The organism is Chelativorans intermedius (assembly GCF_025398255.1).
Taxonomy (GTDB): Bacteria; Pseudomonadota; Alphaproteobacteria; order Rhizobiales; family Rhizobiaceae; genus Chelativorans; species Chelativorans intermedius.
In genome coordinates this window covers 1-22,489 of sequence record NZ_JAODNW010000011.1, presented here as the reverse complement: position 1 = coordinate 22,489, position 22,489 = coordinate 1, and the positions used below count along the sequence as shown (strand labels likewise).

The 22,489-nt window shown below is 66.3% G+C and carries 21 protein-coding genes; 13 read left to right on the top strand and 8 right to left on the bottom strand.

Going from position 1 to position 22,489, the window contains the following annotated elements:
- Positions 1-24: 24 nt before the first annotated feature.
- Both NYR58_RS10245 and NYR58_RS10240 read left to right on the top strand, forming a co-directional pair.
- Entirely contained in the window at positions 25-1,080 is a 1,056-nt protein-coding gene (locus tag NYR58_RS10245) for a Fe(3+) ABC transporter substrate-binding protein (protein WP_261520519.1), read from the top strand.
- 75 nt (positions 1,081-1,155) lie between these two features.
- On the top strand, positions 1,156-2,856 hold the full coding sequence (locus NYR58_RS10240; RefSeq protein WP_261520517.1) for an ABC transporter permease: 1,701 nt from the start codon (positions 1,156-1,158) through the stop codon (positions 2,854-2,856).
- 212 nt (positions 2,857-3,068) lie between these two features.
- Here NYR58_RS10240 and NYR58_RS10235 read toward each other — a convergent pair whose 3' ends face one another.
- Positions 3,069-5,027 carry an acetoacetate--CoA ligase gene (locus NYR58_RS10235; protein ID WP_261520515.1) on the bottom strand — a complete coding sequence of 653 codons (1,959 nt, stop codon included), beginning with the start codon at positions 5,025-5,027 and terminating at the stop codon, positions 3,069-3,071.
- 176 nt (positions 5,028-5,203) lie between these two features.
- Between NYR58_RS10235 and NYR58_RS10230 the strand changes: the two genes are divergently transcribed.
- Positions 5,204-7,030, top strand: a complete 1,827-nt coding sequence (locus NYR58_RS10230; RefSeq protein WP_261520514.1) for an AsmA family protein — start codon at positions 5,204-5,206, stop codon at positions 7,028-7,030.
- Between the two features lie 46 nt (positions 7,031-7,076).
- Here the strand turns inward: NYR58_RS10230 and NYR58_RS10225 are convergent, their stop codons facing one another.
- From NYR58_RS10225 to NYR58_RS10210, 4 genes are read right to left on the bottom strand one after another with little or no spacing between them, the layout of a single operon-like run.
- Complete coding sequence (locus NYR58_RS10225) at positions 7,077-7,898, bottom strand: ABC transporter permease (protein WP_261520513.1); 822 nt, start codon at positions 7,896-7,898, stop codon at positions 7,077-7,079.
- A gap of 1 nt (position 7,899) precedes the next feature.
- Positions 7,900-8,811: an ABC transporter permease subunit gene (locus NYR58_RS10220; RefSeq protein ID WP_261520512.1), complete on the bottom strand. Its 912-nt coding sequence runs from the start codon at positions 8,809-8,811 to the stop codon at positions 7,900-7,902.
- Positions 8,812-8,818: 7 nt separating this feature from the next.
- Positions 8,819-9,955 carry an ABC transporter ATP-binding protein gene (locus NYR58_RS10215; protein WP_261520511.1) on the bottom strand — a complete coding sequence of 379 codons (1,137 nt, stop codon included), beginning with the start codon at positions 9,953-9,955 and terminating at the stop codon, positions 8,819-8,821.
- 60 nt (positions 9,956-10,015) lie between these two features.
- Positions 10,016-11,110 (bottom strand): polyamine ABC transporter substrate-binding protein, encoded by a 1,095-nt coding sequence (locus NYR58_RS10210; protein WP_261520510.1) that lies wholly within the window; start codon positions 11,108-11,110, stop codon positions 10,016-10,018.
- A 223-nt stretch (positions 11,111-11,333) separates the two neighbouring features.
- On the opposite strand from NYR58_RS10210, the gene NYR58_RS10205 reads away from it, so the two are divergent.
- On the top strand, positions 11,334-12,311 hold the full coding sequence (locus tag NYR58_RS10205) for an NADPH:quinone reductase (protein WP_261520509.1): 978 nt from the start codon (positions 11,334-11,336) through the stop codon (positions 12,309-12,311).
- A 230-nt stretch (positions 12,312-12,541) separates the two neighbouring features.
- Positions 12,542-13,411: a LysR family transcriptional regulator gene (locus NYR58_RS10200; RefSeq protein WP_261520508.1), complete on the top strand. Its 870-nt coding sequence runs from the start codon at positions 12,542-12,544 to the stop codon at positions 13,409-13,411.
- 41 nt (positions 13,412-13,452) lie between these two features.
- Here NYR58_RS10200 and NYR58_RS10195 read toward each other — a convergent pair whose 3' ends face one another.
- Positions 13,453-14,877, bottom strand: coding sequence for a helix-turn-helix domain-containing protein (locus NYR58_RS10195; protein WP_261520506.1), 1,425 nt, complete (start codon positions 14,875-14,877; stop codon positions 13,453-13,455).
- Between the two features lie 233 nt (positions 14,878-15,110).
- On the opposite strand from NYR58_RS10195, the gene aceA reads away from it, so the two are divergent.
- From aceA to NYR58_RS10180, 3 genes are all read left to right on the top strand, one after another.
- Positions 15,111-16,400, top strand: coding sequence for an isocitrate lyase (gene aceA / locus NYR58_RS10190; protein ID WP_261520505.1), 1,290 nt, complete (start codon positions 15,111-15,113; stop codon positions 16,398-16,400).
- An 18-nt stretch (positions 16,401-16,418) separates the two neighbouring features.
- The gene (locus tag NYR58_RS10185) at positions 16,419-16,664 is read left to right on the top strand and encodes an SMc00767 family acetate metabolism repressor (protein WP_261520504.1); all 246 of its coding nucleotides are present in this window, start codon (positions 16,419-16,421) and stop codon (positions 16,662-16,664) included.
- Between the two features lie 198 nt (positions 16,665-16,862).
- Complete coding sequence (locus NYR58_RS10180) at positions 16,863-17,315, top strand: hypothetical protein (RefSeq protein WP_261520503.1); 453 nt, start codon at positions 16,863-16,865, stop codon at positions 17,313-17,315.
- Between the two features lie 51 nt (positions 17,316-17,366).
- Here the strand turns inward: NYR58_RS10180 and NYR58_RS10175 are convergent, their stop codons facing one another.
- Entirely contained in the window at positions 17,367-17,858 is a 492-nt protein-coding gene (locus NYR58_RS10175) for an Lrp/AsnC family transcriptional regulator (protein WP_261520527.1), read from the bottom strand.
- Between the two features lie 131 nt (positions 17,859-17,989).
- Here NYR58_RS10175 and NYR58_RS10170 point away from each other — a divergent pair, with 131 nt between their 5' ends.
- The 4 genes from NYR58_RS10170 (at position 17,990) to NYR58_RS10155 (ending at position 20,131) form a co-directional block, all read left to right on the top strand.
- Positions 17,990-18,625, top strand: a complete 636-nt coding sequence (locus tag NYR58_RS10170) for a LysE family translocator (protein ID WP_261520502.1) — start codon at positions 17,990-17,992, stop codon at positions 18,623-18,625.
- A 72-nt stretch (positions 18,626-18,697) separates the two neighbouring features.
- Positions 18,698-19,069: an ArsR/SmtB family transcription factor gene (locus NYR58_RS10165; protein WP_261520501.1), complete on the top strand. Its 372-nt coding sequence runs from the start codon at positions 18,698-18,700 to the stop codon at positions 19,067-19,069.
- 117 nt (positions 19,070-19,186) lie between these two features.
- On the top strand, positions 19,187-19,738 hold the full coding sequence (locus NYR58_RS10160) for an SRPBCC family protein (RefSeq protein ID WP_261520498.1): 552 nt from the start codon (positions 19,187-19,189) through the stop codon (positions 19,736-19,738).
- A gap of 33 nt (positions 19,739-19,771) precedes the next feature.
- Positions 19,772-20,131: a VOC family protein gene (locus tag NYR58_RS10155; protein ID WP_261520497.1), complete on the top strand. Its 360-nt coding sequence runs from the start codon at positions 19,772-19,774 to the stop codon at positions 20,129-20,131.
- A 90-nt stretch (positions 20,132-20,221) separates the two neighbouring features.
- Here NYR58_RS10155 and coaBC read toward each other — a convergent pair whose 3' ends face one another.
- Positions 20,222-21,442: a bifunctional phosphopantothenoylcysteine decarboxylase/phosphopantothenate--cysteine ligase CoaBC gene (gene coaBC, locus NYR58_RS10150; RefSeq protein ID WP_261520496.1), complete on the bottom strand. Its 1,221-nt coding sequence runs from the start codon at positions 21,440-21,442 to the stop codon at positions 20,222-20,224.
- 382 nt (positions 21,443-21,824) lie between these two features.
- Between coaBC and NYR58_RS10145 the strand changes: the two genes are divergently transcribed.
- On the top strand, positions 21,825-22,355 hold the full coding sequence (locus NYR58_RS10145; RefSeq protein WP_261520493.1) for a GcrA family cell cycle regulator: 531 nt from the start codon (positions 21,825-21,827) through the stop codon (positions 22,353-22,355).
- Positions 22,356-22,489: the final 134 nt, after the last annotated feature.

Genomic DNA, 22,489 nt, shown 5'->3' with positions numbered 1-22,489 from the left:
CCCCCAGCGGTCAGGAGAACGACGATGTTTGAGACTTCCTCGAAGCTGAGAGCCGGCCTTGCCGCCCTCTCCATCGCCGCCGGCGCGTCATTGCTGCCGTTTCAGGCGCAAGCCGAAGGAACGGTGAATGTCTATACTTACCGGCAACCCTTCCTCATCGAGCCGCTTCTGGAAGCCTTTACCGAGAAGACGGGCATCGAGACGGAGGTTCTGTTCCTCGACAAGGGGCTGGAGGACCGCATTGCCGCGGAAGGCGAGAATTCGCCGGCCGACGTCATTCTGACCGTCGACATCGGTCGCCTGGTCAACGCCAAGGAGAAGGGCGTCACCCAGCCGGTCGACAATGCCGTCATCAACGAGAACATCCCCGCGCAATACCGCGACCCGGAAGGCCACTGGATCGGCCTGACCACCCGCGGGCGCGTCGTCTATGCCTCCAAGGACCGTGTCGAGCAGGACACGATCACCTATGAGGAACTGGCCGATCCCAAGTGGAAGGGCAAGATCTGCATGCGCAGCGGCCAGCACATGTACAACATCGCGCTCTTCGCCTCGATGATCGCCCATCACGGCGAGGAAAAGGCCGAGGAGTGGATGAAGGGGCTCAAAGCCAATCTGGCCCGCAAGCCCGGCGGCAACGACCGCGCCCAGGCGCAGGCCATCTATGCCGGCGAGTGCGATCTCGGCATCGGCAACACCTACTATGTCGGCCTCATGATGAACAACGAGAAGGAGCCGGAGCAGAAGGACTGGGCCGCTGCCATCAAGGTGCTCTTCCCCAACTCCGAGGATCGCGGCACCCATGTGAACATCTCCGGCATGGCGCTCGCCAAGCACGCGCCCAACAGGGAGAACGCCATCAAGCTGATGGAGTTCCTGTCCGGCCCGGAGGCGCAGGCGCTCTATGCCGAGCGCAACTATGAGTATCCGGTGCTGCCCGGCGCAGAGGTCTCCGAGACGGTGAAGTCCTTCGGCGAGATCAAGCCGGACACGCTGCCGCTGGCGGAGATCGCCAAGTACCGCAAGGCGGCCTCCGAGATGGTCGACCGGGTGGGCCTTGAAGACGGGCCCGGAAGCTGAGGCCCGGCCCACGGTTCAGAAAGGAAGCCGGACCGGCAGCGGTCCGGCTTTCGCATTTGACCGGCACCGCCTGCGATGAGCAGCTTCACACTCAAGGCACCCCTTTCCCAGCCGACCCCGCGCGCCGGGCGGACGCGCCGTCAGCGCCACCCGCTGGCACTCGCCGTGGCCATGCTGACGGCGGCCATCGCGCTGCTGCCCATCCTCGCCGTCATCGTCATGGCATTTTCCGGCTCGGGGGCGGACTGGCCGCATCTGGCGCGCTACGTGCTGCCGCAGGCGGTGGGCACGACGCTCTTTCTCCTCCTCCTCGTGGCGCTCGGCAGCGGCGCAATGGGGGTGGGCTGTGCCTGGCTGGTGGTGGCCTATGAGTTTCCGCTTCGCCGCACCTTCTCCTGGGCGCTCGTCCTGCCGCTGGCGGTGCCTCCCTATCTGGCGGCCTATGCCTTTGCCGAGTTCTTTCACTATGTGGGGCCGGTGCAAGGCGCCATCCGGGCGCTCTTCGGCTTCACGCGACCCGGCGATTACTGGTTTCCCGAAATCCGCTCCACGCCCGGCGCGGCGGTGGTGCTTTCCTGCGTGACCTTTCCCTATGTCTATCTGACGACACGAATCGTCTTCCTGATGCAGGGGCGAAACATCGCCGATGTTGCGCGCACGCTGGGCGCCGCGCCGGCGCGCGTCTTCTGGCGCGTTCTCCTGCCCGTGGCGCGGCCGGCCATCGTTGCCGGCATTGCCCTGGTGCTGATGGAGACGGTCAACGACTTCGGCGCCGTGCAGCATCTCGGCGTGCCGACGCTCACCCTGTCCATCTACGCCACCTGGCTCAACCGCGGCAGTCTGGAAGGGGCGGCACAAATCGCCGTCGTCATGCTGTTCATCGTGCTTGCGCTTCTGACGGCGGAGCAGTGGGCACGGCGCAAGCAGCGCTTCCATGCCGCGCGGGCCAGCCAGATGAAGGCACGCCCGCCGCGCATTGCCCTGAAGGGCTGGCGGGCGGGCACGGCCTTTACGGCCGTCCTTCTTCCCATCCTGGCGGGTTTCGGCATCCCGCTTGCCATCTTCGGCCGCTATGCGCTCAACAGGCTGGAGCAGTTTTCCAGGCCGGCGCTGGTCGAGGCGCTGGCGACCAGCCTGGTCACGGCGCTGGCGACGGCGGCCCTTGCCGTGGCGGTCGCCCTCGTTCTTCTCTATGCGGCGCGTCTGGTGCGCACCCGGCGCATGATGCTTTTGGTGCGCTTTGCCACCATCGGCTATGCCATGCCCGGCACCATCCTGGCGCTCGGCCTTCTGATCTCGCTGGCGCGGTTCGACAATTTCGTCGACGGGCTGGCGCGCACCCATCTCGGCTTCTCCACCGGGCTGCTGCTCACCGGTTCGGCGGCCGCGGTCGTGATGGCCTGCACCATCCGCTTTCTGGCGCTCGCCGAGGGGGCGGTGCAGTCCGGGCTGGAGAAGCTGCCCCCCAATCTCGACGAGGCAGCGCGCAGCCTCGGCCGCTCGGCGCCGGCCAGCGCGGCGACCGTGCTCCTGCCGCTGTTGAGGCCCGCCATCCTGACGGCCGGCATCCTGGTCTTCGTGGATACGGTCAAGGAGCTTTCGGCAACCATCCTGCTGCGCCCCTTCGGGTTCAACACGCTGGCGACCCATGTCTACGAGCAGGCTTCGCGCGGAGCCGCGGAAGACGGCGCAGTGGCCGCCCTTCTCATCATCGCGACCGCCATCGTGCCGGTCATCCTGCTCTCCCGGCCCCTGATGCGCGACCGCGACGCCTGAAAGAAAAGGCGCCCCGAAGCGGGACGCCACAAGTCGAATTCCGTGCTGTCAAAACGGGGCCTGGCGAACTCTCCAGCCGCAACGCACGACCGGTTCGTCAAGTTGGCCCGACTATCGCGGTGCATTCCTTAACAAGGCCTTACCGGCACCCATAAAGTTTTAACCGAGTGTGCCAAGGCTGGCATCTCGGTAAATTTTGCCGCAAGGTTCCGTTAACTCTTCAGCTCGGGCAGATCGCGGAACAGCTCCAGCGCCTCCGGATTGGCCAGCGCCTCCTTGTTCTTCACCTCCCGGCCATGCACCACGTCGCGCACGGCAAGCTCGGTGATCTTGCCGGACTTGGTGCGCGGAATGTCCTTGACGGCAACGATCCTGGCTGGCACGTGGCGCGGGCTGGCGCCGGTCCTGATGCGCTCACGGATCCTCTTTTCGAGTGCCGCGTCGAGCGCCACTCCTTCCGCCAGCCGCACGAACAGCACGACGCGCACGTCGCCTTCCCAATCCTGGCCGATGCACAGCGCCTCCAGAATCTCGGGAAGCTGCTCCACCTGGTTGTAGATCTCCGCCGTGCCGATGCGCACGCCGCCGGGATTGAGCGTAGCGTCGGAACGGCCGTGGATGACGATGCCGCCATGGGCTGTCCACTCGGCAAAATCGCCATGGCACCAGACATTCTCGAAGCGGTCGAAATAGGCGCTTCGATACTTCTCTCCGTCCGGATCGTTCCAGAAGCCGATGGGCATGGACGGGAAGGGGCGCGTGCACACCAGCTCGCCCTTGCCGCGTTTGAGCGGCCGGCCTTCCTCGTCCCAAACCTCGACCGCCATGCCGAGGCCGGGACCCTGGATCTCGCCCTCCCAGACCGGCATGATCGGCACGCCCAGCACGAAACAGGAAACGATGTCCGTGCCGCCGGAGATGGAGGCCAGATGCAGGTCCTGCTTGATGGCGCGGTAGACGAAGGCGAAGTTTTCCGGCGCCAGCGGCGAGCCGGTGGAAGACATGACGCGCAGGCTCGAAAGATCGTGCGTCCCGGCGGGTTCGAGTCCGGCCTTGCGCACGGCGTCGATATATTTTGCCGAGGTGCCGAAATAGGTCATCCTCTCGGCCTGCGCGAAGTCGAACAGCGCGTTGCCATCGGGATGGAAGGGCGAGCCGTCATAAAGCAGAAGAGTCGCACGGGAGGCGAGGCCGGAGACCAGCCAGTTCCACATCATCCAGCCGCAGGTGGTGAAGTAGAAGAAACGGTCGCCCGCGCGGAGGCCGGCGTGCAGGCGATGCTCCTTCAGGTGCTGGATGAGCGTGCCGCCGGCCGAGTGGACGATGCATTTGGGAATGCCCGTCGTGCCGGAAGAGAAGAGGATGTAGAGCGGATGGGAGAAGGGCAACCGCTCGAAGGAAAGCGGCTGCGGGGCGTAGGGTCGCAGCGCATCTTCAAGCGCCTCGGCCCCCTCGATGGCCCGCGCCGCCGGCCGCGCCCTGCCCAGATAGTCGACAATCAGCGTCCTGCGCAGGCTGGGCAGCGCGGCGGCGATCTCCGCCGCCTTCTCCGTGACCTCGAAACTCCTGCCGTTGTACCAGTAGCCGTCGGGCGCCAGGAAGAGCACCGGCTCGATCTGGCCGAAACGGTCGAGCACGCCGCGCACGCCGAAATCGGGCGAGCAGGACGACCACACCGCCCCGATGGAGGTGGCAGCCAGCATGGCGGCCACCGTCTCGGGCATGTTGGGCATCATGGCGGCGATGCGGTCGCCAGGCTGCACGCCGTGCGCCCTGAAAAGCTGTTGCAGGCGCGAGACCAGGGCATGCAGGTCATCCCAGCTCAGCCGGCGTTCCACCCTGTCTTCACCGCGGAAGACGATGGCATCGCCGGGTCCGGACGCCTGCAGCAGGTTCTCGGCGAAGTTGAGCCGCGCATCGGGGAAAAACCTGGCTCCGGGCATCTTTTCGCCATCGAGCAGCACCCGCGTCCCGCGCTCGCCCACGATGCCGCAGAAGTCCCACACCAGCGCCCAGAAGGCTTCCCTCTCCTCCACGGACCAGCGGTGAAGCGCATGGTAATCCGCAATCGGGCGGCCCGCCTTCCCGGCCGCTGCCTCCATGAAGGCCGTCATCGGGGCGTGCGCCACCTGCTCTTCAGACGGTGTCCAAAGGGGTTTTTCCTGGCTCATGGCGATCCTCCTCGTCGTGCCGCTTATGCCTTCCACGCATTGGCAGGGCAAGTATGGTGGCTAAACTCTGCCACAAAGGCTTGAAATAGAAGACCCTTGGTATAAACCCTGCCCAGGGGGCTGCAGGGGCCGCAATCGAGGGTTCGGCCCACGGGCGAGGAGACATGCCGGTTTCTTTGGCGAGAAAAAGCATCTGGGCTGCCGGCGTCGTCGTCATCGTGGCAACGCTCTTCGTGATCGGGCTGCCCTTCGTCGCCTACACGCAAATCGTGCGCGACGGCATTGCCTACCAGCTCGGGGCCTGGAGCGGCTATCGGGTGCAGCTCAACGACACGCCCGACATCCGCGTGTGGCCGTTTCGCGCGATTCTGCACGACGTGACGTTCTCCGACTGGGGCGAGACCAACCCGGACCCGGTGATCGAGGCCGACCGCATCGAGATCGATCTTTCGGCGCTGGCGGCGCTGAGGGGCGAGGTCGTCTTCACCAAGATGCGGCTCATCCGCCCGGTGCTGCGCCTGCACGGAACGGAGGGCGAGCTCAGCCTCACGCCGCCGCAAAGCTGGGGCCGGCTGTCCCGCTCGGTGGCGGCGGCGCGCGAGCTGGTGGCGGCGACACCGGCGCAGCCGGATATCGGTGCCCTGCCCTCCGATGCCTTCGGAGAGGTGGAGTTCGTCAACGCGCGCATCGCCACGCGCGCCGGCGAGCGCAGCGTGGACATCGTCACCAGCCTGAACGGGCGGCTCAACTGGCCGGCGCTGAACCGCCAGGCTTCGATCTCGGCCCGGGGCATCTGGCATGGCGAGAACGTGGCGCTCGAAGCGTCGAGCACGCAGCCGCTGATCCTGCTCGGCGGCGGAGTGGCGCCGGTCAGGGTCTCGCTGCAGTCCGAGCCCGCCAGCGTTGCCTTCACCGGCACGGCCGATTTCTCCGGCCGGAACTTCGTCGACGGCCAGCTCGACTTTTCCGCCCCTTCGCTCAATCGGTTGGTGGAATGGACGCATGCCGTGCGAATGCCGGGAACACGCGTCGGGCCCGTGACCGTGACGGCACGCGTGACGGGCGACATGAGCCGGCTGACCTTCGAGAACACCACACTGGCCGTCGACGGGAGCACGGGCAAGGGCCTTCTCAACATGAATCTGGAGCCCGACCGGCCGAGCATCGCGGGAACGCTGGCCTTTGATACGCTCAACCTGCGTGCGCTGCTGGACACCTTCAGCCCCTTCTCGCCCAGCATCGAGCCCGGCCGCGCCACGCCGCCGTCGATGAACCCGAGGGGATACGATTTCGATCTGCGCTTCTCCGCCACCAAGGCAAGCTTCGATTCCGCGCAGCTTTCCAGGGTGGCCGCAGCGGTAAAGGTGAAGGACGGGCTGTCCACCTTCGACATCTCCGATGCCGCCGCCTTCGGCGGCGCGATCCAGCTCGGCGTTCGTACCGACAGGACGGGCGCGAACGAAATCGTCGAAATCCGCATGCTGTGCAAGGAAATCGACATCGCCCAGCTTGCCCGAACCTTCGGCGTCGAGCGGCTCGTCCCGCAGGCGCGCGGCTCGCTCTCGGTGATGGTCAAGGGCAGCGGCGACAACCTGGATGCCGTTCTCGAAACGGCGGACGGCAGCATCTCGGCCGCCTTCGGCGCCGGCAGCGTGCCGGGCCTCAGCCTGGAAGCCTTTCTGCAGCGCAGCGCGGAAGGAGACTTCTTCCCCCTTTCGGCACTCAGCGAAGGGGCGCTGCCCATCGAGGGAGCGCAGATCGAGGCCAAGCTGTCCAAGGGTGTGGCGGCAATCGACAAGGCGGAACTGCGCTCCGGCCAGCACCTGATCGCGCTCGACGGGCTGGTGCCCTTTGCGGGCCGCGGACTGGCGCTCTACGGCACCGTGACCGCGCCCGAGGGGGCCGATGCGCGGCTGAAATCGCCGCTCCGTTTCTTCGTCGGCGGGTCGTGGAGCGCGCCCTTCATCGCTTCCTTCCTGCCGCCCGCCGCGGAAGGGCAATAGCGCGCCCACGGACGCCGGCCGAAACTCGGGCATCGCCGCGCGGGCTCTATGCGCTCGCGACGAGGGCCATGTCCTCTCTCCTGCGCAGAACCTCCCGCCGCTTGTTGACCAGCGCGGCGGCGATGACGCCAACGGTGACGATGGCGATCAGAACCGTGCACACGGCATTGATCTCGGGCGTGACGCCAAGGCGCACCTGGCTGTAGATCTTCATCGGCAGGGTGGTGGCCCCCGGGCCGGAGGTGAAGCTGGCGATGACCAGATCGTCGAGAGATAGGGTGAAGGCCAGCATCCAGCCGGCGACCACGGAGGGCAGGATGACCGGCAGCGTGACCTGGAAAAATGCCTTGACGGGCGTTGCCCCCAGGTCCAGCGCCGCTTCCTCGAGCGAACGGTCGAAGGTGATGAGACGCGACTGCACCACCACGGCCACGAAGCACATGGAAAAGGTGATATGGGCGATGGTGACGGTGGCAAAGCCGCGGTCGAAATTGATGGCCACGAACAGCAGCAGAAGCGACAGGCCGGTGATGACCTCGGGCATCACCAGCGGTGCAAAGACCATGCCGGAAAACAGCAGCCGCCCCCGGAAGCGGGTGTAGCGGGTCAGGGCCACGGCCGCCATTGTGCCGAGCACGGTGGCGACGGTGGCCGAAAGGAAGGCCACCCTGGCCGTCACCCAGGCCGCATCCATGAGCCCGCGATTGCCGAGCATCGCGACATACCACCTGGTCGAGAAGCCGGCCCACACGGTGACGAGGCGCGATTCGTTGAAGGAGTAGATGATGAGCAGGACAATGGGCAGATAGAGAAAGGCAAAGCCCAGGACGAGGGAGGCAATGTTGAAACGTCCCCAGGTGCCGGCCATCTCAGCCCTCCCGCTCTCTGGCGCGCGCCTGGGCGCGCTGGAAATAGACGATGGGCAGAACGAGGATCAACAGCAGGACGATGGCCACGGCGGAGGAAACCGGCCAGTCGCGATTGGAAAAGAACTCGTTCCACAATGTCCTGCCGATCATCAGCGTGCGCGAACCGCCCAGCAGGTCGGGAATGACGAACTCGCCGACGGCGGGAATGAAGACGAGCATGCAGCCCGCCACGACGCCGGGGAAGGAAAGCGGAAAGGTGATCTTCCAGAAGGCGGCAAGCGGCGGGCAGCCGAGATCCTGTGCGGCCTCGATGAGCGAATGGTCCATCTTCTCCAGCGTCGCGTAGAGCGGCAGCACCATGAAGGGCAGATAGGAATAGACAATGCCGATATAGACGGCCTTGGTGGTGTTGAGGATGATGAGCGGCTCGTCGATGACGCCCAGGAACAGGAGAAACTGGTTGAGAAGCCCCTCGGGCTTCAAGATGCCGATCCAGGCGTAGACGCGGATGAGGAAGCTGGTCCAAAAGGGCAGGATGACCATCATCAGCAGCAGCGGGCGCAGCCGCTCCGGCGCGCGCGCCATGCCATAGGCGATGGGATAGCCGACAAGCAGGGTAAGCAGGGTGGAGACGGCCGCGATGACGACGCTCGACACATAGGCGTTCACGTAGAGCGCGTCCTGGAGCAGCCACAGATAGTTGTCGAAGGAGAGCTGGCGCAGCTTCCCGAAAAGGCCGGAAAGGCCATCCTCCAGGCCGAACACAGGCTGATAGGGCGGCATGGCGATCGTCGGCTGCGACAGCGAGATCTTGAAGACGATGAAGAAGGGAACGAGGAAGAAGAAGAGCAGCCACAGATAGGGAACGGCAATGACCAGGCGGCTGCCGATGGAGGAGAGAAGCCGCCTCATGCCGCCCTCACCGCGTGAGCACCACGCCGGCGTCGGGCAGGAAGGACACCCAGGCACGCTCGTGCCAGGTCAGTGCGTCTTCCACGCTGCGCCGGCTGTTGATGGTGCTTGCCTTGACGATGCGCCCGTCGGCGAGCTTCACGTTGTAGACCGTCATGTCGCCCAGATAGGCGATGTCCCAGACCTCGCCTTCGAGCGCGTTTTCCACCTCCGACGGGCGCTCGCGCGTTATCCGCAGCTTCTCCGGGCGCACGGCCAGCCAGACGGTATCGCCGGGCGAGGCGTCGCCGGAATCGGCGACCAGGAACTGGGCGCCGCTCCTGTCGCGCAGGCGCGCGGCGCTGCCCGCCTCGACCACCGTGCCCTCGAACATGTTCACGGAGCCCACGAACTCGGCGACGAAGCGGCAGGAAGGCGCCTCGTAGACCTCCGCCGGCGTGGCCACCTGCAGCACCTTGCCCTTGTCCATGATGGCGATGCGGTCGGCCATGGTCATCGCCTCCTCCTGGTCATGGGTGACGATGATGAAGGTGAGCCCCAGCTCGTATTGCAGGTCCACCAGCTCGAACTGCGTCTCCTCCCGCAGCTTCTTGTCGAGCGCCCCCAGGGGCTCGTCGAGAAGCAGCACCTTCGGCCGCTTGGCAAGCGAGCGGGCGAGCGCGACCCGCTGGCGCTGACCGCCGGAGAGCTGATGCGGCTTGCGCCTTGCGAACTGCTCGAGCTTCACCAGCTTCAGCATCTGGGCGACGCGCTCGGCAATCTCGGCCTTGGGCATGCCGTCCTGCTTCAGCCCGAACGCGATGTTGGCCTCCACCGTCATGTGCGGAAACAGGGCGTAGGACTGGAACATCATGTTGACGGGCCGGCGATAGGGCGGAATGCCCTTCAGGTCCTGCCCGTCAAGGAAGATGCGCCCGGAGGTGGGCTGCTCGAAACCGCCGAGCATGCGCAGCAAGGTGGTCTTGCCACAGCCGGAAGCGCCCAGAAGGGCGAAGAACTCCCGCTCGTAGACGGTCAGCGAGAGGTCGTCGACGGCGGTAAAGTCGCCGAAACGCTTGGTGACGTTCTCGAAACGGATATAGGGCCTGGCCGTCGGATCGGCCCAGGGGGCGAACGTCCTGCGCGTGCTGCCGAGCGATGCCATGCCGCCTCCGCCTGATGCGCGCCTGCAGAAACCGCCGCCGCCCCCGACGGCAGCCGAACCCTACTGCCCGGTGACCACCCTGGTCCACAGCCGCGTGACGAGACGCTGGGTGCGGGGGTCATATGGCAACGTGGTGTAGAGCTTGTCGAGCACCGCCTGATCCGGGTAGACGGCCGGATCGCCGATCACCTCCTCGTCCAGGAACTCCTGCGAAGCCTTGTTGCCATTGGCATAGAAGACGTAGTTGGACGCCTTGGCGATCACTTCCGGGCGCAGGATGTAGTCGATGAATGCGTGTGCCTCCTCCACATGCGGCGCATCTGCCGGGATCGCCATCTGGTCGAACCACATCTGCGCCCCCTCCTTCGGGATGACATAGGCGATCTCGACCCCCTGGCCGGCCTCTGCGGCGCGGTCGCGGGCCTGGAAGATGTCGCCGGACCAGCCGACGGCAAGGCAGATGTCGCCATTGGCGAGGGCATTGATGTATTCGGAGGAGTGGAACTTGCGGATGTGGGGCCGGATCGAGGTCAACAGCGCCTCGGCTTGCTCCAGCTCAGCGGGGTCGCGGCTGTCGGGATCGAGCCCCAGATAGTTCAGCGCCGCACGCACCGTCTCGGCCGGTGCATTGAGCATGTGGACACCGCAATCCGCCAGCTTGGAGATGATCTCGGGATCGAAGACGACATCCCAGGAATCGACCGTCTCGGTGCCGAGGATCTCCTTGATCTTGCCCACGTTGTAGCCGATGCCCGTGGTGCCCCACATGTAGTTGACCGAATAGGCGTTGCCGGGATCGTATTTCTCCGTGCGCTCGAGAATGACATCCCACAGATTGCCGATGTTGGTGAGCCTGGACTTGTCGAGCTTCTGGAAGACGCCGGCTTGGATCTGACGGCCGAGAAACTCCGCCGAGGGGACGACCACATCGTAGCCCGTGCCGCCGGCAAGCAGCTTGGTCTCAAGGATCTCGTTGGAATCGAAGACGTCGTAGACGACCTTGATGCCCGTCTCGGCGGTAAATTCCTCAAGGATCGACTCGTCGATGTAGTCGGACCAGTTGTAGACGTTGACGACGCGCTCCTGGGAAAGGGCGGCCGTGGCAAACACCGCGGCGGCAAGGGAAGCGGCGGAAAGCAGAGCGGCTCTTTGCATGTGAAGCGGACTCCCGTTTCTCGGCGTTCTGGCGCCTGTCTTCCCCCGTGGGGCCGACCGGCTTTTTGAGGCAAGCCTATTTTCGTTTTGGCGGTGCGACAAGCGGGAAATTTCCCTCTCCTGCGCGGCAACGATGTTTCCACCGTCGCCGCCGACGGTGCATGTCCGAACTGTTCATCGCCGGCGCTTTTGCTAAAGATGCCAGGCATGGAGGAGACGAGCGATGAAGGCTGCCTGGTATGAGAAGAACGGGCCGGCGCGCGCCGTTCTGGAGGTGGGCGAGATGGAGACGCCGGAGCCCGGCCCCGGCGAGGTGCGCGTGCGGCTCTACGCTTCCGGCGTCAATCCTTCCGATGTGAAAAGCCGCAGAAACCGCACACCGATCGCCCCGCGCATCATCCCGCACAGCGACGGCGCCGGCGAGATCGACGCCGTTGGCCGGGAGGTGCCGCACGGCCGGGTGGGCGAGCGGGTGTGGGTGTGGAACGGGCAGTGGAAACGCCCGTTCGGCACGGCAGCGCAGTTCATCTGCGTACCTGCCGCGCAGGCGGTGCCACTGCCCGCCGGCATCGACTATGCCACGGGCGCCTGTCTCGGCATTCCGGCGCTCACCGCCATTCACGCCGTGCGCCAGATGGGCGCCATCGGCGGCAGGACGCTGCTCGTCACCGGCGCGGGATCCTGTGTCGCCTACTATGCCGTGCAGATGGCGAAGGCCGCCGGTGCGCGCGTGCTGGGCACGGCATCCGCACCCCGCGCCGCGCTGGCGCGCGAGGCGGGGGCGGATTTCGTGATCGACTACAAGGCCAAGGACGTGGCCAGGGTGGTGAAGGACCTGACACGCGGCAAGGGCGTGGACGGCATCATCGACATGGATTTCTCCTCCACCACCAGCCTGTTGCGCGAGGGCATCGTTGCGCCGCACGGCAGGATCGTGTGCTACGGCTCCAACGTCGCCGGCGACAGCCCGCTGCCCTTTCCCGCCATGCTGTGGAACAGCCTGACGCTGCAGTTCTTCCTCGTCTACGAACTGCTGCCCGGGGAGCGCAGCGAGGCCATCGCTCAATTGACGCAGATGCTGAAGGACGGCGCCCTGCGCCACATGGTGGGCGCCCGTTTCCGCCTCGAGGAGATTGCCGAGGCCCATGAGGCGGTGGAAGAAGGCGCAATGCTGGGCAATGTCGTCATCGACGTAGTTTGAAAAACCTGCCGAAGCGCCGCAGGGCCCGCATGGTCGGGCTTGGCCTGTAGAGGTCCACGAAGTCCTCGCCCCCCGGCCGATGCTCCCGTTTTTCGATTGCGAGGACGTGATGGCAGAGGATCAGTCCGCTCAAATGATCCATGGGTTTCTCTCCGTGTTTTTCACGAGCGGACAATAGGGCGCGGGAAATGCCTTTGTGAGACCAAGACTTTGCACTATGTTTTTCGATAATGAAAAATGTGAGCTGGGATGATCTGCGCCTTTTCATCGGCGTGGCGCGGGGCGGCGGGCTTTCGGCCGCGGCGGCGGAAGCGGGGCTGAGCCCGGCCACCGTGGGCCGGCGCATGCTGGCGCTGGAGGAGGCGGTGGGCCGGCCGCTGTTCGTGCGGCGGCAGACGGGATATGCGCTGACGCCCGATGGGCAGGCCCTCTATCGGCGTGCGCAGGCCATGGAGGCGGCGGCGCGACCCGTCGAGGCGTGGCTGGCGGCGGAGGGGTCGCACCCAGTGGTGCGCATTTCCGCGGGCTCTTGGACGGCGAATTTCTTCGCCGAGAACTTTTCGCGCCTGTGGACCGCGCAGGACAATTTCCGCATCGCCTTCAAGACGACGGAGGCGCGGCTCGATCTCGCCCACCGCGAAGCCGAGATCGGCATACGCAACCGCATTCCAGACAGCCCCAATCTGGCGGCACGACGCACGGTGGAGGTGGCCTTCGCGCCCTTCCGCGCCCGCAACCATCCGCCCGGCGATGGCTGGGTGGCAATCGCGCCCGAGGATGCGTCCACCCATTCGGCACGCTGGGTGAATGCGCAGGCCGGCATCGCCATCATGGCCTGGGCCAACACGCCGCGCACGCTCTACGACCTCGTGCGCGCCGGCGTCGGCAAGACCGTGCTGCCATGCTTTGCCGGCGACCGCGACCCGCTTCTGGAACGCGCCGGCCCCGAAATTGTGGAGCTGCGCGAGCATCAGTGGATCGTCATGCACAATGACGACCGCCACCGCCCGGAGGTGCGCGCGGTGATCGAGCGCATTGCCCGCCTGGTCGCCGACCATGCGCCGCTGTTCGCCGGCGAGCGGCCGCTGGGCGCCGGCTGAGCGGCGCGGACGGCCCCTTCCCGCCGGGCTGTCGAGGCGGCTTACTGGAAATCGAAGGCGCTGAGCCCGGTCACCATCTCGTCCAGCCCCAGGGGCCGCGTTACCGGCGGCTCGGCGCGGGCCAGGCAGCCGGAGCGCTCACACAGGCGGCAGGCGGGGCCGACGGGAACCGGGGCCTGGGCAGCGGATGCGGGAAGTGCCGCGCCATAGACAAGCCGGTCTGCATAGGCCAGGTCGCACCCGAGGAGAATGGCGGTGCGGCGCGGGCGCTCGCCAAAGGCGGCCTGCGGCCCCTCCAGCGTGCGCGCCAGGGTGAGAAAGGCTTCGCCGTCGGGCATGGCCACCGCCTCCACCAGCAGATGGCCCGGCTGGGCGAAGGCAGCGTGATGGACGAGTTTCGGGCAGCCGCCGCCGAAACGGCTCGCCGGAAAGCCCTCTGCCCCGCAGCGGCGCAGCCGGTTGCCGGCGCCGTCCACCTCCACGAGGAAGAAGGGAATGCCCGAGGCTTCCTGCCCGGCAAGCGTGGTCAGCCGCGTGGCCGCCTGCTCGAAGGAGACGCGAAAGCGCGCCGCCAGCACGGCAATGTCGTAGCGGCTGCGCTCGGCCGCCGAAAGGAAGGCCCGATAAGGCATCATCAGCGCATGGGCGGCATAGCGGCCCAGCTCGAAGCGGGCCAGCCGCTGCGCCTCGCCGGAGGTGAGCTTCAGCGCCTCGACCTGTCCCGCTATCGCCACCCGCATGCGGATGAGGCATGCCTCCATGGCAATCTCGCGCAGCCGGTCGGCCGCCGACAGGCGCTCGGAGACGAACAGGCGCTGCGAATGCCGGTCGTAGCGGCGTCGCCAGTTGGGCATGGTGTCGGCCGGCAAGACGCGCACGGCAATGCCCTGCTCGTCCTTCAGCCACGCCTTGAGCGCGCCGGCCAGATCCTCGCCGGGCGAGAGAAGCCGGTGGAAGGCTTCCGCCTCCGCCTCCAGCGCGGGAAAGTGGTGAGGATGGCGCTCGAAGGTCTCGCGCACCTCATCGACGGGCAGGCGGGCGGCCGAAAGCGCGGTGGCGCGGCCCTCGCGCGCCAGCATCTCCGAGAGATCCGACAATCTGGCGGCCTGCTCGCGATAGGCACGGTAGAGCTTGGCAAGGGCTGCGGCGGCGTTCGGCGCGGCCTCCGCCACCTCCACCAGCTCGTGTTCGCCCGGCAGCTCACCGGCAAGCAGCGGATCGGAAAACACCTCCCTCAAGGCGGCCAGCGACGGGCCGCTTCCACCCTGCAGTTCCTCCGCCTCCACCTTGTAGACGGAGACCAGCTTCAGGATGAGCTGCGCGGTGAGCGGGCGCTGGTTGCGCTCGATAAGGTTGAGATAGGAGGGCGAAATGCCCAGCGCCTCTGCCATCGCCGTCTGGGTGAGACCCTTGGCAGTGCGGATGCGCCGGATGCGCGCGCCGGCGAAAATCTTCTGCTGGGCCATGGCTGCAAGCCCTCCTTCACAATCCTTTACATCATGGCGCCTGTGCACCACTGCTGTTTACATTTTTTACAAATTTACTGCACCGGCTGTGAAAGGCAAGACAACTCCACCCTTTTTCCGGGTTTTCCAATGGCATTGAGGCTTTCATTCTGTGCAGTGCAGCGTAAATTCTGTCATATCTGGCGTCGATGATGCCACATCGAACTTCGACACACCGCACGAAGGAGCTTTCCATGACGGATTTTTACAACCTCGTCCCCAGCGCACCTCAGGGCCGCTTCGACGGGATCGAACGGCCCTATACGGCCGAGGATGTGCGCCGGCTGCGCGGCTCCCTTCCCATCCGCTACACGCTGGCAGAGGAGGGCGCCAACCGGCTGTGGCGGCTGCTCCACGAGGAGGACTTCGTCAATGCGCTCGGTGCCGTCACCGGCAATCAGGCGATGCAGATGGTGCGCGCCGGGCTGAAGGCCATCTATCTTTCCGGCTGGCAGGTGGCTGCGGATGCGAACACCGCCTCCGCCATGTATCCCGACCAGTCGCTCTATCCGGCCAATGCGGGGCCGGAGCTTGCCCGGCGGATCAACCGCACGCTACAGCGCGCCGACCAGATCGAAACGGCCGAAGGCAACGGCCTTTCGGTGGAGACCTGGTTTGCCCCCATCGTCGCCGATGCGGAGGCCGGTTTCGGCGGCCCGCTCAACGCCTTCGAGATCATGAAGGCCTATATCGAGGCGGGGGCGGCGGGTGTCCACTTCGAGGATCAGCTCGCCTCGGAAAAGAAGTGCGGGCACCTGGGCGGCAAGGTGCTGATCCCGACCGGCCAGCACATCCGCAACCTCACCGCAGCCCGGCTGGCCGCCGACGTGATGGGAGTGCCCACGCTCGTCATCTGCCGCACGGATGCGGAAGCGGCGAAGCTGCTGACATCCGACATCGACGAGCGCGACCGGCCCTTCGTCGACCATGAGGCCGGGCGGACGGTGGAAGGCTTCTACCGCGTGCGCAACGGCCTGGAGCCCTGCATCGCGCGCGCCATCGCCTATGCTCCCCATTGCGACCTGCTGTGGTGCGAAACCTCGAAGCCCGATCTCGACCAGGCCCGGCGCTTCGCCGAAGCGGTGCACAAGCACCATCCGGGCAAGCTGCTCGCCTACAACTGCTCGCCTTCCTTCAACTGGAAGAAGAACCTGGACGAGGCGACGATCGCCCGCTTCCAGCGCGAGCTGGGCGCCATGGGCTACAAGTTCCAGTTCATCACGCTGGCCGGTTTCCACCAGCTCAACCACGGGATGTTCGAGCTGGCGCGCGGCTATCGCGAGCGGCAGATGGCCGCCTACAGCGAGCTGCAGCAGGCGGAGTTCGCCTCGGAGGCCCACGGCTACACCGCCACCAAGCACCAGCGCGAGGTTGGCACCGGCTATTTCGATGCCGTGTCCATGGCGATCACCGGCGGCCAGTCCTCCACCACCGCCATGGGCGAGTCCACCGAGCAGGACCAGTTCCGCCCGGCTGCCGAATAGCGCGAAAGGAGAAGCGACATGACACCGAACACCCGCGTCAAGGAACGTGCAGACGAGCAGGCAAGCAGCATGAGCGGCGAGCAGCAGGCATTGGTCCGCATGATCGCCAACGATCTGCACCGCCTCAACCAGTCGGTGATGAGGGCCGTGGAGGCCGGCATTTCCGTGGAACTGGTCCGCTCGGCCCGCCACCATGGCGGCGACGGCAACTGGGGCGACCTTCTGGTTCCCGTCATCGTCACCAACCGGCTGGCGCGCGACTGACCCCTTCCCTGCCCCCGGCGCGACCGCACGCGCGCCCCGCATGGCGAGCCATGCGGGGCGCGTGTCATTTGGCGGTGGATGACTTGCCTTATACGTCTATTCACGAACAGTTATGGGTATTGACAATACCGAAAGGATCGCGAGTATGCCGCACGCATCCTCAACCGGACATTGAGCCAACGCCACCCGCTGGTGCCCATGACGAACACTGGAAAATACACGCATGACGGCACGGAAAACCCTGGACACACCCCTTCAGAAAGTCCCAATGCGCGGGAGAGCAGGCTGGTTCTCGTGGTGTCCGCCTCGCCGGTCAATCGCATCGTCATCTCCAGCACGCTCCAGCGCATCTATCTCAAGCCCCGCGCGGTGGGGCCGGACGCGGCCCTGACGGCACTGCGGGAATGCCGGCCGTTGATGGCGATTGTCGACGGCGCGCTGGCGGATGTCCGTCTGGCACCCTTCCTGAGCGAACTGGCGACGCGGCGGCGCAGCAGCGGCGAGGGACTTCCACGGACGGTGCTGATCGCCGATCCGTCCCAGAAAGACCGTCCTGCCCGCCCGGAAATCATTGACGTTGTGGCGGCCAAGCCCATCACCCCGGATGCGCTTCAACCCATCGTGGAAAGGCTGCTGGCCGACGACGGCTGATGCCCGGGCCTGCGGTCTGCAGCCACCTTCGGGCCGCTCCTACACGGCGCCCTACTGCTCGGATCGGGCGAGGTGGCCCAGGGGCAGGGGCGCACGGTCCTTTACGGTCTGGATGGCGAAGTTGGAACGGATGTCGCTGACGGCCGGCAGTTTCAACAGCGTGTCGAGCAGCAACCGCTCATAGGCTGCCAGATCAGGCACCACCACCTGAAGCAGGAAATCCGCCTCGCCGGAGACCAGGTGGCAGGAGACGACCTCCGGCAGGGCGCGCACCGCCTCGCGGAAAGCGGTTGCCTCCTCCTCGTGATGGCGCTCCACCTTCACGCCCACGAACACCGTGAGCCCGAGCCCGATGCCTGCCCTGTCGAGAGCCGCGTGATAGCCGGCGATCACGCCGGCCTCCTCCAGAAGCCGCACGCGACGCAAACATGGCGAGGGTGACAGGCCCACGGCCTCGGCCAACTCGACATTGGACAGCCTGCCGTTGCGCTGAAGGGCAGAGAGTATCCTGCGATCGATTGCATCGAGATCTCTTCTTGGCATCATGAAACCCAGTTCATCACATTCATGGCATGATATGCCACAAGCATCCCCTCTATGAAGCATGTTCGCAAGGACATGCGCCGCCCCTCCCGGCTAATTTCGGCGTCACCATTTCCTTGCGGAGATCGCAGATGTCCGAGTTCCCCCTCTTCATGGGCGCGCTGGTGATTGCCTATCTGGTGCCCGGGCCCGACATGATCCTTCTGCTGCAGACCGGCGCGCTGCATGGGCGCCGTCATGCGCTTGCCACGGCCGCCGGGCTTGCCATGGCCAGGGCCGCGCATGTGGCGCTCGCCGCGTTGGGCCTTGCGGCACTCATGAGAACCTCGCCAGCCGTCTTCGAAGGCGTGCGCCTTGCCGGCGCGGCCTACCTCGCCTGGCTGGGGTTCAGCCTCCTGCGCGCGCCATCGCTCGTGCCGCCCGCCGAGGCATCTGCCGCGCAGCGCCCGGCAGACGGGCTGCGGCGCGCTGCGGTCCGCGGCCTCTTCACCAACCTGCTGAATCCGAAAGCGCTTCTTTTCTGCTCCGTGCTGCTGCCGCAATTCGTCCACCCGGAAGGCGGGCCGCTTGCCCTGCAGTTCCTTCTGCTCGGTGCCGTGCTCGTGGGAACGGGCGTTGCCTTCGACATCCAGTATGCCCTTGCCGGCCACGGCCTCGGCGCCTTCCTCGCCCGGCGCCCGGTGTGGCAACGCCTGCAACGCTGGCTGTTCGGCTCGCTGCTCATCGGCTTCGGGCTCAGGCTCGTCGCGGCAGAGCGACCGCTTTAGAAACGGCCTTCCCGGTCCGAAAAATTAAACCACTCGGTTGACTTGCGGGCGGAAGGGCTTATACTCAACCACATGGTTGAGAAACAGTCTGCCGCACTCGATGGCGTCTTCCATGCGCTCTCCTGCGGCACGCGTCGTGCCATGCTGCACGCGCTGAGCGAGGGAGAGCTGAGCGTCAGCGCGCTGGCCAAGCCCTTTTCCATGTCGCTGGCCGGGGCATCCAAACATGTCAAAGTGCTGGAGGCGGCGGGCCTTGTGCGCCGGCGGGTCGAGGGGCGCACGCACTATTGCCGGCTGGAGGCGGCGCGGCTGGCCGAGGCGGAGGCGTGGTTGCGCCATTACGAACGCTTCTGGACGAAGCGCCTCGACACGCTGGAGGCGCTGCTGACGGCCGAGGACGAGGTCGCCGGCCAGAAGGAGGCTGTGCGAGAGAGAAAGCCATGATTGCGGCGGCTCCCATCCCGCAGGACGGGCGGACCGGCGTGCGATGAAGGGATGGCGGATGAGCAGCGCCTGCTTCCGGTTCATCCTGCAGGCGATCGAAACATCAGGAGGAGACTCATGAACCTGCCAGACCCGGACGCCCATGGCGTTGCAACGGCCCCCGACACGGTGCGCTTCGAGCGGCTTCTTCCCGGCCCCATCGAGCGTGTCTGGGCCTATCTCACCGAGCCGGAGAAGCGTCGGCAATGGTTGGCCGGCGGCGAGATGGAGCTCAGGCAGGGCGGGCAGGCCAATCTCCTTTTCAGGCACAGCGACTTCACCGACGAGCCGGCGCCGGAGAAATATGCGGAGATGAATGCCAAAGGCTATCCCTCGGTCCACCGCATCATCGACATAGATCCACCGCGCATGCTGGCCATGACCTGGCCGGGCGAAGAGGAACAGGAAAGCGAGGTCGTGTTCGAGCTGTTTCCCGAGGGGGAGAAGGTTCTTCTCGTGGTCACGCATCGCAGGCTCGCCAACCGCGGCGAGATGACCAATGTGGCCGGCGGATGGCACGCCCATCTGGATGTTCTCGCCACGGTGCTGCAGGGCGGCGGAAAGAGGCGCTTCTGGTCGCGGTTCGAGACGCTGGCGGCAGAGTATGAGAGACGGTTCGGCGGCGCGTGACGGGCACTGCCCACCGGGAAGAGGAGGATTGCCATGAGACCGAAGTTCGAGGGCGGCCGCAACATCGCCATGAAAGTGCCGCCGCACCATTTCGATGCCACGGTGCGTTTCTACCGCGACGTGCTGGGGCTCGAGACGATCGAAAGCCTGGCGCCCGACATCGTCTTCGTCTTCGGCGCCAACAGGCTCTGGATCGACCGCGTGCCCGGCATGAGCCAGACGGAAATCTGGCTGGAGGTGGCGACAGAGGACAGGGAGGCCGCTGCCGAACATCTGGCGCGCGAAGGCGTTTCCCGGCGGGACGAGATCGAGCCGCTGCCGGAAGGCTTCCCCGGCTTCTGGGTGGCCGGGCCCGGCGACATCATCCACCTGATCCATGAACAGGGCGCCTGAAAGGGCTCGCGCCATGGCAACCGGAATCAGGCCCTGCCCCTTCGGCGTCTCCTGGCAGATGAGCTTGCCACCGGGGTGAGGGAAGGCGAGTCAGGCCAGGCGCCTCGCGATCAGCGCTGCCAGCCGCGCCGCCACCTCCTCCTTGCTCATTTCCGGCCACGCCTCAACGCCGTCCGCGCTGACGAGATGGACACGGTTGCGCGCCCCGCCCATCACCCCGGAAGGGCCGACGCCGCTGTCATGGGAGACGTCGTTTGCCACGATGATGTCGGCCCCCTTCCTTGCGAGCTTGGCGCGGGCATGCTCCACCACATCCGCCGTCTCCGCCGCAAAGCCCACGACGAGACGCGGGCGCTTCTCGTGGTGGCCGACCGCGGCCAGAATGTCCGGGTTTTCGGTCAGCGCCAGGGTCGGCGCGGCCTTGTCCTTCTGCTTCTTGATCTTCTCCGCCCTCTCGGCCTGCGGCCGCCAGTCGGCCACCGCCGCCACGAAGACGCCGGCATCGGCAGGCAGCAGCGCCTCCACTGCCGCGTGCATCTGCCGGGCGCTTTCCACATGCAGGGTGGTCACGCCCGGCGGGTCGGAGATTGCCACGGGACCGGAGACCAGATGCACATCGGCCCCCAGCCTTGCCAGCGCAGCGGCGATGGCATGGCCCTGCCGCCCGGAGGAGCGGTTGGCAATGTAGCGCACGGGGTCTATGGCCTCGTGGGTCGGCCCCGAGGTCACCACGATCCGCCGCCCGGCGAGCGGCCCCGCGGGGGCGGCAAGCGCCTCTTCCACCGCGGCCACGATCTCCAGCGGCTCGGCCATGCGCCCCTCGCCTGCCTCGCCGGTTTCGGCCATCTCGCCGCTGTTGGGGCCGACGAAGCGCACGCCGTCGCCGGCCAGCGTCTCGCGGTTGCGCCGGGTGGCGGGATGCGCCCACATGCGCGGGTTCATGGCCGGCGCCATCAGCACCGGCCTGTCGGTGGCCAGCAGCACGGCAGAGGCAAGGTCTCCGGCAAGCCCCTGGGCGGCCTTGGCCATCAGGTCTGCGGTGGCCGGCGCGACGACCACCAGATCGGCCTCGCGCGCCAGGCGGATATGGCCGACATCCTGCTCGTCCTGCCGGTCGAAAAGATCGGTAAACACATGCTCGGCCGTGAGCGCCCCAACGGCAAGTGGCGTGATGAACGCCTGCGCGGCACTGGTCATGATACAGCGCACCGCAGCCCCCCGCTCGCGCAGGCGGCGGATCAGGTCCAGACACTTGTAGGCCGCGATGCCGCCGCCGATGATGAGGAGAACGCGCTTACCGGCAAGCTGCATCGCTTCCCCCGTCCTGAGACGCATATCCACCGGCCCGGTTCATGGGCGGGCCGCCCGTCGCTTTCTTGTCCAATCTCGCCACGGCACTCTCCTTGTGCCGGCGACTATAGGCCGGGCCGGCAAAGGCAGCAATGCGGCCAAACCCAAGGGGCGGCAGGCCCGGCCTGGGCACCGCCAGCCCCCAAGTTGGGGAAAACCGGAAAAAAGCGATTCGGGGCGCTAGCCGGACTCTTGTCACCGAGTCAACCGATAATGTAGCTTGTGTTTGAAAGACTACATTTCGTGCGGCGATCAGTTTTCGTGAGTATATGTGGTGTCTGTCTGGCAAACTCCAGGCGGAAACCCATTCGGATTCCGCACATGCGAACAGGAGCATGTCCCGATGAGCTGGACAGACGAGCGCGTCGATATGTTGAAGAAGCTTTGGGCCGAAGGTCTGAGCGCCAGTCAGATCGCGGCGCAGCTGGGCGGGGTTAGCCGCAACGCGGTCATCGGCAAGGTGCACAGGCTGAAGCTGTCGAGCCGCGGGCGCGCGCCCGCAGCGCCGGCGCGGCAGAAGAAGAACACGCAGACCACCGGAAATGCCGGCGCCGCCGGCACTGCTGCTAGCCGCCGCCAGCGCAGCGCGCGGCCGGTCACCGCTTCCGTCGGCGCGACGGCGCTCAAGGTGCAGTTCGAGGAGGATGCCGTCGCCTACCAGCAGGTTCGCCCCGTGGAGGATGTGGTGGTGCCGATCGCGCGCAATCTCAAGCTGGTGGAACTGACGGAGCGCACCTGCAAATGGCCGAATGGCGACCCGCTTTCGGAGGATTTCAGCTTCTGCGGCGCCGACGCGGGCGACAACGGGCCTTATTGCACCTTTCATTCGAGGCTTGCCTATCAGCCGGCGGCCGAGCGCCGCCGCAACCGTTAGGGGCTGTCAGGGCGGGGTGACCGCAGGGGTGGGGAAAGCTGGGGCGACCTCGGTCGCCCCTCAGACCGCTGACAAACCCCTGGCTTTGGCCGGGGGTTTTTGATTCACTGGGTCATGTTGAAGCGACCCGCCCC